The 12,982-nt window shown below is 26.0% G+C and carries 14 protein-coding genes; all 14 read right to left on the bottom strand.

Annotation, left to right across the window (positions count from 1 at the left end):
* Positions 1-1,287, bottom strand: coding sequence for a replication-associated recombination protein A (locus VJI77_RS00405; protein WP_323987862.1), 1,287 nt, complete (start codon positions 1,285-1,287; stop codon positions 1-3).
* A gap of 53 nt (positions 1,288-1,340) precedes the next feature.
* Positions 1,341-1,688: a 50S ribosomal protein L19 gene (gene rplS / locus VJI77_RS00400; protein ID WP_004833379.1), complete on the bottom strand. Its 348-nt coding sequence runs from the start codon at positions 1,686-1,688 to the stop codon at positions 1,341-1,343.
* Positions 1,689-1,746: 58 nt separating this feature from the next.
* Complete coding sequence (gene trmD / locus VJI77_RS00395) at positions 1,747-2,439, bottom strand: tRNA (guanosine(37)-N1)-methyltransferase TrmD (RefSeq protein ID WP_041953910.1); 693 nt, start codon at positions 2,437-2,439, stop codon at positions 1,747-1,749.
* Positions 2,432-2,932 (bottom strand): ribosome maturation factor RimM, encoded by a 501-nt coding sequence (gene rimM / locus VJI77_RS00390; RefSeq protein ID WP_323987861.1) that lies wholly within the window; start codon positions 2,930-2,932, stop codon positions 2,432-2,434. Before rimM ends, trmD begins: the two co-directional genes overlap by 8 nt.
* A gap of 4 nt (positions 2,933-2,936) precedes the next feature.
* On the bottom strand, positions 2,937-3,164 hold the full coding sequence (locus VJI77_RS00385) for a KH domain-containing protein (RefSeq protein WP_009372714.1): 228 nt from the start codon (positions 3,162-3,164) through the stop codon (positions 2,937-2,939).
* An 11-nt stretch (positions 3,165-3,175) separates the two neighbouring features.
* A complete protein-coding gene (gene rpsP, locus VJI77_RS00380) occupies positions 3,176-3,430 on the bottom strand; it encodes a 30S ribosomal protein S16 (protein ID WP_004833375.1) in 255 nt (84 codons plus the stop codon).
* 17 nt (positions 3,431-3,447) lie between these two features.
* A complete protein-coding gene (gene ffh, locus VJI77_RS00375; RefSeq protein ID WP_323987860.1) occupies positions 3,448-4,791 on the bottom strand; it encodes a signal recognition particle protein in 1,344 nt (447 codons plus the stop codon).
* A 12-nt stretch (positions 4,792-4,803) separates the two neighbouring features.
* Positions 4,804-5,157, bottom strand: a complete 354-nt coding sequence (ylxM, locus tag VJI77_RS00370) for a YlxM family DNA-binding protein (RefSeq protein ID WP_009372500.1) — start codon at positions 5,155-5,157, stop codon at positions 4,804-4,806.
* A gap of 129 nt (positions 5,158-5,286) precedes the next feature.
* Positions 5,287-6,267, bottom strand: coding sequence for a signal recognition particle-docking protein FtsY (gene ftsY, locus VJI77_RS00365; protein ID WP_323987859.1), 981 nt, complete (start codon positions 6,265-6,267; stop codon positions 5,287-5,289).
* 1 nt (position 6,268) lies between these two features.
* Entirely contained in the window at positions 6,269-9,805 is a 3,537-nt protein-coding gene (gene smc, locus VJI77_RS00360) for a chromosome segregation protein SMC (protein WP_323987858.1), read from the bottom strand.
* Positions 9,795-10,874: an elongator complex protein 3 gene (locus VJI77_RS00355; RefSeq protein ID WP_323987857.1), complete on the bottom strand. Its 1,080-nt coding sequence runs from the start codon at positions 10,872-10,874 to the stop codon at positions 9,795-9,797. Before VJI77_RS00355 ends, smc begins: the two co-directional genes overlap by 11 nt.
* A complete protein-coding gene (gene rnc, locus VJI77_RS00350; protein WP_009354264.1) occupies positions 10,867-11,583 on the bottom strand; it encodes a ribonuclease III in 717 nt (238 codons plus the stop codon). The genes VJI77_RS00355 and rnc overlap by 8 nt, the downstream gene beginning before the upstream one ends.
* Positions 11,584-11,594: 11 nt before the next feature.
* Positions 11,595-11,816 (bottom strand): acyl carrier protein, encoded by a 222-nt coding sequence (locus VJI77_RS00345; RefSeq protein WP_009372380.1) that lies wholly within the window; start codon positions 11,814-11,816, stop codon positions 11,595-11,597.
* Positions 11,817-11,818: 2 nt separating this feature from the next.
* Positions 11,819-12,811, bottom strand: a complete 993-nt coding sequence (gene plsX / locus VJI77_RS00340; protein ID WP_323987856.1) for a phosphate acyltransferase PlsX — start codon at positions 12,809-12,811, stop codon at positions 11,819-11,821.
* Positions 12,812-12,982 lie beyond the last annotated feature (171 nt).

Here is a 12,982-nt window from a genome sequence, read left to right as displayed (position 1 = left end):
CTATTCCTCCTTTAATTTATCAAAAAAATTTTTTTCATATCCAATATTTTTTGGGTTATAAAATTTTATATCTTTAATTTTTTCAGGTAAATATTCTTGACCTGTGACCATATTTTCATAGTCGTGAGGATACTTATATTCCTCATTTTTTTTAGATATTGATCTTGAAGTTTGTAAAAAGATAGGAACTTCTTCAAGTCCATTTTCTTTAATAAATTTTAATGCCTTATTTATAGCTAAGTATGATGAGTTGCTTTTTTCACTACATGCAAGGTAAATGGCACATTGTGATAAAATAATCCTTGCTTCAGGCATTCCTATTTTTTTTACAGATTCCGCACATGAATTTGCTAAAATCAGTGCATTTGGATTTGCATTTCCAATATCTTCTGATGCAAAGATTATCATTCTTCTTGCAATAAAATTGATATCTTCACCAGAAATTAACATTGACGCTAAATAATAAACAACAGCATCAGGATCACCTATTCTCATAGATTTTATAAAAGCAGAAATGAAATTATAATGTTTATCTGAATTTTTATCATAATATACTTTTACCTTGTCAAGAATATTCTTGATTTTATTTTCAGATATAACTTTATCTTCAGATTCAATATTGTCAATAATTAATTCAAGATAATTTAATGCCGTTCTTGCATCTCCATTTGACATTTTTATTAAATAGCTTATGCCATCTTCTGTATAGTTTATTTTTTTATTCTTTAAAATTTCATCATTTAAAATAGCATTGTCAATTATATCTTTTAAATGTTCAAAACTAAGTGCTTGTAATTCAAAAACAATAACTCTTGATAATAATGCATTATTTACTTCATAAGCAGGATTTTCTGTAGTAGCTCCAATAAATATTATATCTCCATTTTCAACGAATTCTAGTAGATAATCTTGTTGCATTTTATTGAATCTATGTATCTCATCTATAAATAATATAGTTCTTTTATTATACATTGATAAATTATCTTTTGCAAGTTCAATTATTTCTTTAATCTCCTTTGTTCCAGATGTAACTGCAGAAATTTTTACAAAATAATTATCAGTAGTACTAGAAATAATATTTGCAAGTGATGTTTTCCCAGATCCTGGTGGACCATATAATATCATTGACGAAAATCTATTATTTTTTATCATGTTTTTTAGCACAGAATTATTTTTTATTATATTATCTTGACCAATAAAAAAAGATAAATCCTTTGGTCTCATTCTTTCGGCCAATGGTTTTGATAATTTAGAAAATAAATTGTAATTCATTTTAAATAAATCCATATTTTCCTCTTTTCTATAAAATTAGTACCTCGAAAACTCGAGGTACTTAATTTTTAATATTTCTTTAATTCTTTAACTTTTGAAGCCTTACCTACTCTGTCTCTTAAGTAATATAATTTTGCACGTCTTACTTTACCACGTCTAATTACTTTTAAACTTTCAATTCTTGGTGAATGAATTGGGAATGTTCTTTCAACACCAACTCCTTGTAATACTCTTCTTACAGTAAAAGTTGCTCTTGAGCCCTTTCCTTGTTTTTTAATTACAGTTCCTTCAAAAGCTTGAACTCTTTCTCTATTTCCTTCTTTGATTTTATATCCGATAACAACTGTATCACCAACATTAAAATCAAATTTTTCTTGTCTTAATTGTTCATTTTCAATTTGTTTTATTATATCCATAATAATTCCTCCTAATATCAATGTTCTTAATTTATTTTATATAAACTAGAGGAACATCCTATTTCTTTTTTAAAATGTACTTTTCATATAAGTCAGGTCTTTTTTTCTTTGTATTTTCTAATGAAGACTCTTCTCTCCATTTTTCAATTTCTTTATGATTTCCACTAAGTAAAACTTCTGGAACTTCAATTCCATTAAAATCTCTAGGTCTTGTAAAAACGTCATATTGTAACAAGTTATTATAATGCGAATCCGTAGAAGCACTTTCTGAATTACCTAATACTCCATCAACCATTCTACAAACAGCATCCATAAGTAACATAGCAGGAATTTCTCCTCCTGTTACAACATAATCACCTACAGAAATTTCTTCATCTACAAAATTATTTATAATTCTGGAATCAATACCCTCATAATGTCCACATAGAAATATTAAATGTTCTTTTTTAGATAACTCTTTACATTTATTTTGTGTTAAAACTTCTCCCTGCGGAGATAGAAAAACAACTTTAGAATTATCCTTTTTACTAAATTTTATAGCATCAAAAACAGGTTGCACTGTCATCAACATACCTGCTCCACCACCATATATTTCATCATCAACTTTATTATGCTTGTCTTTAGAAAAATCTCTAATATTCAAAATTTCAAGTTCAATAACGCCTTTTTCAATGGCTTTACCCAAGACACCATAACTTCTTATTGAATCGATAAAATCTGGAAATAAAGTTAAAATTGTAATCTTAATCATCTAACATACCATCTATTATACTTACTTTCATTATAGATTTTTCAATATCAACATATTTTATAAACTCTTTTACTGCAGGTATATATACATCTTTTCCATTATAATCAATATCATAAACATCATTAGCCAATGTTGTCAAAACATTTTTTATTTTTCCAATAAATTTATTATCTTGATCATATACATCAACTCCTATCAGTTTATATATATAATATTCATCTTCAGGAAGTTCTAATAAATTACTTTCTTCAATGAAAAGTCCTTTATTTTTAAATTCTAACACTTGATTTATATTGTCATACTCATTAAAAGTTAACAAAGCAAGATCAGAACTCAACTCTCTGACGGATTTAATAGTAACAGGTATTTTTTTATCAATATAAAATATACAACCCGCATTAAATCTATCAGTATTGGAAGTTAATGAATAAATTTTTACAGTACCTTTTATTCCATGAACATTTATAATTTTTGCAACTTCAATAAATTCCATAATACTAATTTATTTCTATTATTACCTTTTTACCTAATTTCATTGCAGCAGATCTAACAATTGTCCTTATAGCTTTAGCAATTTTACCTTGCTTGCCTATAATTTTTCCAATATCATTTTCATCTGCCTTAATAAAAATCTTTAATACTTCTCCTTCTTCCTCAGTAGTTATAACTAATTTTTCAGGATTATCAACTAGAGATTTCACAATAAATTCAACTAATTCTTTCATATATACAGTCCTTATTTATTTTCAGAATATATGTTATTATTTTTAAATAATCTATTTACCGTATCAGTTGGTTTTGCACCATTTTTAATCCAAGCATTTACCTTTTCAGCATCAACTTTAATTTCTTTTGATTCTGTTAATGGATTGTAATATCCAATTTCCTCGATAAATTTACCATCTCTTGGTGCTCTTGAATCGGCAACAACTATTCTATAAAATGGTTTTTTCTTTGAACCCATTCTCTTTAATCTAATCTTAACTGCCATATTGTCCTCCTTAAAATTTATTTAAAAAAAGGTAAACCGAATTTGCCTTTTTTCTTAGCTCCTTTAGTCATGTCTTGCATTTTTTTCATCATTTTTTTACTATCTTTAAATTGCTTAAGCAATTTATTAAGATTTGTAATACTAGTTCCTGAACCTTTTACAATTCTTTGCTTTCTAGAATTATCAATAATATCCGGATTTTCTCTTTCTTTTTTTGTCATTGATAAAATCATTGCTTCAATTTTATCAAGCTCTTTTTCATCAATGTTAACATCTTTTAGCATTTTAGAGTTCACCCCGGGCATCATAGAAAGTAAATCTTGTAACGGTCCCATATTTCTAACCTGTTGCATTTGACTTAAAAAATCATCCAATGTAAAACTTTGCTTTCTAATTTTTTCTTCAAGTTCTTTTGTCTGCTTCAAATCAAATTGCTTCTGAACTTTATCTATTACAGATAAAATATCTCCCATTCCTAAAATTCTAGATGCCATTCTATCAGGATAAAATTGCTCTAAATCATCAAGCTTTTCACCTACACCAATAAATTTAATGGGTTTTCCTGTGATAGCCTTAATAGATAAAGCAGCTCCCCCTCTCGCGTCTCCGTCTAATTTAGTCATTATCACTCCGGTAATGTCTAATTCATTATTAAAACTTTCAGCAACATTTACAGCATCTTGTCCTGTCATAGAATCTACTACTAATAAAATTTCTATTGGACTAACTGATGATTTAATAGATTTTAATTCTTCCATAAGTACATCATCTATGTGTAGTCTACCAGCAGTGTCTAAAATAACTATATCTTTTGAATTGGAATTTGCAAATTTAATTGATTCATTTGCTATTTTAGTAACATCTTTACAATTGTCAATAGTAAATACTGGAACATCAACTGATTTACCAACAACTTGCAATTGCTTTATTGCTGCTGGTCTATAAACATCACATGCTACTAGTAGAGGTCTTTTATTTTGTTTTATAAAGTATCTCGCAAGTTTTCCAGCATGCGTAGTTTTACCTGCACCTTGCAAACCACAAAGCATAATAACAGTCGGAGGATTAGAGTCAATTTGAATTTTCTCTTCTTTTTTCCCCATAAGAGCAGTAAGTTCTTCATTTACAATTTTGATAACTTGTTGTGCAGGAGTTAAACTCTCCATAACTTCTTTACCAATTGCTCTTTCTTTCACATTATTTATAAACTGTTTAACAACTTTGAAATTTACATCAGATTCTAAAAGTGCAAGTTTAACTTCTCTCATTGCAAGGTCTACATCTTTTTCAGATAATTTTCCCTTACCTCTTAATTTATTTAATGCTCCTTGAAGTTTTTCGGATAAATTCTCAAATATCATTCCTGTCACTTCCTATAAATCATTTTCTATAATTTCATTATTTTTCTTTTGAATAATATCAAGAATACTCTGTAAAGAAGAATCTTCTATTTTTGATTTTTCAATTAATAAACTAATTTCCCTTAGACTACTATTTATTTTTTCAAATTTAGAAATTAATTTTAATTCATCTTCATAAAATCTTAATTTTTTTTCTGCTCTACTTAAAATATCTGATATACCTTGTTTAGAAATTCCATTTAATTCAGCAATTTCTCTAAGAGACAAATCTTCATTACAATATTGATCAACAACTTTATATTGCTTCTCGCTAAGAAGTTTGCCATAATAATCAAACAGAACAGCTATCTCAACTATTTTTTCCATAATCACCTCTTAAATGGGTCAAGTTTTTTTCTTGACCTTTATATTATACCATTATATACATATTTGTCAATACTTTTATTAAAAAATTTTTAAAAAAAAATTAGCGTATTTTTACAACGCTAATTTTTATTAATTAAATATTGCATTTACAAAATCTTCATCATTGTAATCTTGTAAATCATCTATTTGTTCTCCAATTCCTATTTGTTTAACCGGAATTTCCATTTCAAGTTGAATTGTGAAAACAACACCACCTTTAGCAGTTCCATCTAATTTTGTTAAAATTACACCATCTATATTTGCTGTTTCCCTAAATTCTTTAGCTTGAATAATAGCATTTTGTCCAGTTGTTGCATCAAGGACAAGTGTTGTTTCCTTATTCGCTTCAGGATATTCTCTATCTATTACCCTGGCAATCTTATTCAACTCATTCATTAAATTTTTCTTATTATGAAGTCTTCCAGCAGTGTCACAAATTAGAACATCTATATTTTTACTCTTTGCACTTTGAATTCCATCATATACAACAGATGCTGGATCAGCTCCTTCTTCATTTGAAATTATTGGAACACCTGATCTATTAGCCCATTCAGTAAGTTGTTCAGTTGCTGCTGCCCTAAAAGTATCTGCAGCAACAAGCATTACATTCTTACCTTTTGACTTGAATTTACTTGCTAATTTTCCTATAGAAGTTGTTTTTCCGACACCATTTACTCCAACAACTAATATAATAGTTGGTACACCATCTATAATATTAAAATTGTGATTTAATTCTTTTGAAGCTAACTTTGAGTTCATAAGCTCAATTAATTTGTCTTTGATTAAAGACGGTTCAGTAATTTTTTCTTTTTTAACAATTTCTTTTAAATCATCTATTAGTTCTATTGTAACATTTGCGCCAATGTCAGCAGATACTAAAATATATTCTAATTCTTCAAATAATTCTTCATCAATTTTTTTTGACATAGATAATAAGTTATCTATCTTGCTTGATAAATTATTTCTTGTGTTTGTTAAACCTTTTTTTAATCTTTCAAAAAAATTCTGTTTTTTTTCAACAACTTCTTCGGCTTCATTTTCTTCTTTTTTCTTTCCAAAAAAATTAAACATATTATTCATTCTCCTTATTAAAAGTCATAGAAACTATTTTACTAACTCCCTTTTGTTCCATAGTTACACCATAAATCATATCTGCCATTTCCATAGTAGGTTTTCTATGAGTTATCATTATAAATTGTGTTTCCGTTAAATAATTCTTCAAATACTCAACATATCTTAATATATTAGAATCATCTAATGCAGCATCAACTTCATCTAAAATACAGAACGGAGATGGTCTTGTTTCAAAAATCGCAAATAAAAGCGCTACTGCTGTTAGTGATTTTTCTCCTCCAGACATTAATGACAAAGTTTGCATCTTCTTTCCTACGGGTTTAGCTATAATATCTATTCCACAATTTAAAATGTCTTCACTGTCAAGTTCAAGTTTAGCTTCTCCACCGTTAAATAAAATTTTAAAAATATTTGAAAAATTCTCATTAATAGTTTTGAATTCATTAATAAAAGTCTTTTTCATAGTATTTTCTAATTTCAATATAATTTTATTTATATCTTCTATAGAATTTTGTAAATCTATCTCTTGATTTTTTTGAAATTCAAGTTCATTTTTTACCTTTTCAAACTCTTCTATGGAATCATAACTAAAAGAACCTAATTCTCTTAAATCTTCTTTTAGTCTTTTTAATTCTTCTTTAGTAAAATGCTCATTCTTATATAATTCCATTTTTCTTTCGCAATCTTCCAAAGTTAAAGAATACTCATCGCAAAGTCTATTGATTAAATTTGAAAATTGTTCTTTTAAATTTGATATCCTAAGTTCATTTTTCTCAATTTCTTTTTCTAAAGTTAAAGATTTTTCACTTAATTCAGAATATCTTTTTGAAATTTCTTCATTATCTAATATGAGCTTTTTCCTCAAATGAGTATTTGTACTAATGGAATTAGTTAATTCATCAGTCTTTAAATTAAATTCTACATTAAGTTGTTCTATCAATTCTATTTCGGATAAATTATTCTTTAGTTGTAACTCGGATTCTATTAACTCTGATTCCTTTAGCTTAAGTTTACTCTCATTAGAATTCTTATTTTCTAACAAAATATTTTTTGAATTATCTAAAATATTTATATCTCTTTCAATTGAATCTAAATTATTTATAATAATTATTTCATTTTTTTCCATTTCTAAAACAAGATTCTTCAATTTATTTATTTCTAAATTGTATTTATTAATTTCATCATCTATAAGAATACTTTTTTCCTTATAAAGAATTAACTCCTTTTCTTTATCAGAAGTAAAACCTTGATGATTTTCTTTGTAATTATCTATCTCGTCAATTTTTTCAGAAATTTTTCTTATATCAAATTCATTTAAATAGATAAGCTTTTGCAAAGAATCAATTTTTAATTTTACATCTTCTTTTTCACTTTTCAGATTATCTAATTTTTCTTTATTTGACTGTAAATCAGTTTTTACTTCAGAAACTCTATTTATATTATTCTTTAAGTTAGTTTCTAAATTTTCAATATCTGATAAAGTTTTTGCTAACTGCTGTTTCCTACCAATTATAGAAAAAGAATTTTTACTAGATTTATATCCTCCGGAGATGGAACCCCAACTATTTATAACATCACCATCTAGCGTAACTATTCTAAATTTATTTTTAAACTTGTTAGATAATTTTATTGCGATATCCATATTTTCACATATTACAGTATTCGCTAAGAAATAATCGACTATATTTCTATAATCATTATCACATGTTATTACATCATTAGCAAAAGATAATATATCAGAATCTATAATATTACTGCGTTCTTTTTTTAATAATATTTTTGAAATTGGAAAAAAATTAAGTCTTCCAATTTTATTAGCTTTAATTTTCTCAATTATTTTTTTAGCTTCTAAATCATTATGAACAACAATGCCCTGTAAATTTGAAGATAAAACAGTATCAATTGCTTTTTTATACTTCTCTTCAACAGAAATAAGTTCTCCCAAGGTCCCACAAATCATCGACTTTAACTCAGTTTCTCTATCGCAAAGTTTAAATAAATCTTGAACTGATTTACCATATCCTTCATAATTTCTAATATAATTTTTTAACATAATAATTTCTTTATTCTTATAATTTATCTCATTATTAATATTAGAAACCTGATTATTTAAAGAAATAAGTTCTTTTTCTAATTCTGATATAAGTTGTCTCTTTTCAAAAATAGTTAAATCAATATTTTGTACTTTTTGATTATTTGATTCTAAAAGCGAGTTATTCTCAGATAATTTTTTTTCTATATTTTCTTTTTCAATATTTAATTTAGTTACTTCTTCAGTATTTTCTTCAATTTTCTTTTTTATGCTATCAGTTATAATTTCATTAGCTCTTTTTTCAGTTTCTAAATCGCTGATTTTATTTTCAAGTTCCTCTTTTTCTAGGAATAATTTATCTTGAATTTGAACTTTAGAACTCAAAAGTTCTTTGCTTTTTGATAATTCGTTCTTTACCTTATTTTTGTCATCGATATAGTTTTTTAAAATCGAATTTTTTTCAGAAATTCTTTTTTCCTGTTCTGATATTTCAAGATTAATTTTTTCTAAATTATCGATATACTCCTGTTTTAATTTTAAGGATTGTTCATTATTTAATCTTATAAACTTATTTCTTTCAATTAAAACATTTTTTTTATTAGTAATATCATTTTTTTTGTTATTTATTCTATCCAATTCAGTAGAGTCTTTTTCAATAACATTAGTTATATTATTGAGTTCCTCTTTTAATGGTGAAATTTTTAATTTTACATTTTCAAATTCTTTATTTATATCAAGTAATTCTTCTTTATTGATTTCTAAATTTTCTGAAAATTTATTAAAATTACTGTTTAAATTGTTATAATCTTTATATGAAATAGAAAATTCAGCTTTTTCAATGTTCTCTAATAGAGCAATACCTTTTTTAGCCTTAGTAGATTGTCCTTTTAAAAAGCCATATCTATTTTCATTTTGAATAATTATATCTCTTAATCTTGTTAAATTATCTTTAGCTTTGAATAACTTCTTTTGTGATTCGTTTTTTTGGTATTTAATTTTTGAAATACCTGAAGCTTCTTCAAAAATGGCTCTTCTATCCTCTGACTTTCCATTTATAATTTCTTCAATTCTACCTTGACCGATTATTGAATAACCTTCTCTTCCTATACCAGTATCTAAAAATAATTCTCTAACCTCTTTCAATCTTACATTGGATTTGTTTATAAAATAATCACTTTCACCAGTTCTATATAATTTTCTTGAAATAGTTACTTCTTTAAAATCGATAGGTATTACATTATCTGAATTATCAAAAGTTATACTAACAGTTGAATAATTTTTTTTAATTTTGGTATCTGTTCCGGAAAAAATAACATCTTCCATTTTGCTACCTCTTAAGGTCTTAGCGCTTTGTTCTCCTAAAACCCATCTAACAGCATCGGCAACATTACTTTTTCCGCTCCCATTTGGTCCAATTATCGCTGTTATATTAGTCTCAAAATCTAATTTTATCTTATCAGCAAATGATTTAAAACCATTTATTTCAATGCTCTTAAGTCTCATTAATTCTCCTTAAAATATTCTTATTAAAATAATAATCTATAAAATCATTCATATAAACTATATTTTCATTAAATTTTAAAATATTTTCCTCAAATGTAAGAGTTTTTATTTTTATATTAATATTATATTTTTCTTTAAAATATTTTAAATTTGATCTTTTATTTCCAACAATTTTTGAAACTTCTGAATTGTTACATTCAATAGTAATATCATCTTTAATATCAAAAAAACACATATAATACTCTATAAAATCTCTATAAACAGAACTTTCAACAAGTTCTCTAAATGCAGGATGATATGGTCCAGCAACTATATCTACATCTTCAGAAATGTTATCACTACTCTGTAATCCAAGTCTTATAATAGGAATATTGTAATATTTAAAAATAACATAAATATATTTACACAAACAAATAGAATCTTCAAGACTCATTGGTATATATTCTTTAGAATAATAAAGTCTTTCCAATTCTGTATCTTTTATAGTAAGTGTAGGATACACTCTAACAAAATCTGGGCTTATTTTACATATTTCAAAAGCAGTGTTTACTACTGTATCTATGGCATCTCCATAGAGTCCAACCATCATTTGTAATCCTAATTTGATATTATATTTTTTTATAAGAGATGATGACTCATAAACACATTCTACATTATGACCTCTGTTATTTAAATCCAAAGTACTCTGAGTCATAGATTGGACACCTAATTCAATTGTATGAACCTTGTATTTAATTAAAATATCAAGAATTTCCTTACTAATATAATCTGGCCTTGTTGATATTCTTATAGAATTTACAAAGTCTATATCAATATAATATTTTGCTATTTCAAGGTATCTAATCATTAAATTCTTATCTAATCCTGTAAAACTGCCTCCATAAAATGCAATTTCAATAGGAATATTTTTATTCTTAAAATATGAAATATAGTTTTCTATATTTTTACGTATATCAACTTCATCAAGAACATCAACAAAATTTGTTATCTTTCTTTGATTACAAAATATACAGTCATGAGGACATCCCATATGTGGAACAAAAATTGGAATTATATTACACTTATTCACTAATAGCTCCAGTTTTTATTAATGCATCTCTGGCTGCTTGTTGTTCAGCTTGTTTTTTATTTTTTCCAGTACCATATCCCTTAACAATATCATCAACATTTACACACATATCAAATTCTTTGTCATGATCTGGACCACGTTCTGCTACTAGTGTATAATTGATTTTTGTTGAAGCATTCTTATGAAAATATTCTTGCAGATAGCTTTTATAGTCTTTTATAAAAATATTTTTATTAATTTTATAAACTACAGTGTCAAAAAAATATTTATTAGCTATTTCAATAACAACATCCATACCACCATCAAGGTATAAAGCTCCAAAAAGGGCTTCAAAAGTATCAGCTAATATACTATTTCTATCTCTTCCACCGAAATGGTCTTCACCTTTTCCTAATAAAAGATATTTACCTAAATTAAAAGTCCTTGCCGCATATGAAAAAGATTCTTCACAAACAACTTTACTTCTTATTTTAGTTAAATAACCTTCATCTGAATTTGGAAATTGGCTATATAATTCAACACTTACCACAAAACCTAAAATAACATCCCCTAAAAATTCTAATCTTTCATTAGAAACAGTAACATCTTTGCATTCATTTAAGTATGATCTATGAACAAATGCTAAGTTAAGTAAATCTAAATCCTTAAATTTATAACCAATATTTTCCATCAATTCGGATAACAATTCTTCTCTTTCTTTAGTAATCATATAATTACCTCTTATATATTATTCTCAATATATTCTACTAAGTCTCTTACAGTAACAATTGAACGAATTGTATCCTCATCTAATTCCAGATTATATTCATCTTCAATATCCATAATTACACTTAATATTTTTATAGAATCCGCTTGTAAATCCTCTCTAAATTTAGTATCTAAATTTATTTCCTTACCTTTAAACGCATTTTGTAAAAATTCTTTTATCTTTTCGAAAACCATTACTAATCTCCTTTCTCAATTTTTGCTTCAATTTTTTTATTTACGTCTTTATTTATATAATCAACCATTGAAGTTATACCAGAAACAACTGCTTTTTCATCACTACTACCATGCCCTTTAAATACAACCCTTTTTAATCCTAACATAGGACAAGCACCATACTCTTTATAATCTAAAGTTTTCTTTAATTTTATCATTGGTGACTTTATTAACATACCACCAATTTTCCCTAAAAAAGATGACATTAATGCTTTTTTCATATTAGTAAGTATAAACTTTACAGAACCTTCAATAGTCTTAAGCAAAACATTTCCATGAAATCCATCACATACTACTACATCAACTTCGCCATTAAAAATATCTCTAGATTCGATATTACCAACAAAGTTCATGTCCTCTTTTTCTAAAACAGAATATGTCTCTTTTAAAATTTTTGTACCTTTTCCGTTTTCACTGCCTATGTTTAATAATGCAACTTTTGGGATTTGTTTATTTAATGTTTCTTTAGCATAGATATTCCCCATTATTGCAAATTGCTTTAATATTTCAACAGTACACTCGATATTAGCACCAATATCTAGTAAAATCATTTTTCCTTTATTTGTTGGTAAAGTTATTGTTAGTGCAGGTCTTTCTACATTTTCCATTCTTTTTGCAATAAGAAGTCCTGAAACAAGCACAGCTCCAGTACTTCCGAAAGAAATTAATCCGTCAGCTTCCCCATTATCTAATAATTTCATTCCTAAAACTATAGAAGCATCTTTCTTTCTTCTTACTGCAAAAGTTGGTTCTTCAGTATTTAGAATATATTCTTCAGTATCGATTATTTCTAATCTATTTTTTAAATCATTATCAATATTTATTTTTTCTATTATTTTTTTTGGTCCAATAACTATAAAAGATAAATCTTTAAGGAATTTACTTGTTTCGATTACTCCATTAAAAATAGTTTCAGCTCCTTTGTCTGATCCTAATAAATCAACTATTATTTTCATAATTACCTCCAATATTAATTCAATTTAGTATATCATATTTACACATTTTATACAAATATTTTGCATTATAACCGTATTTAAAATAATTTTTTATGAAAATTTTAAAAAACATATACCATCATTTATAAAAAAGAACCCACTTCTCCATGATGTTTCAAATTGGCTGGGTAA

This window comes from Parvimonas sp. D2, assembly GCF_035282635.1.
In the GTDB taxonomy this organism is placed as follows: domain Bacteria; phylum Bacillota; class Clostridia; order Tissierellales; family Peptoniphilaceae; genus Parvimonas.
Note: the sequence above shows the minus strand (reverse complement) of the source record. Positions and strands in the feature narration are given on the sequence as shown.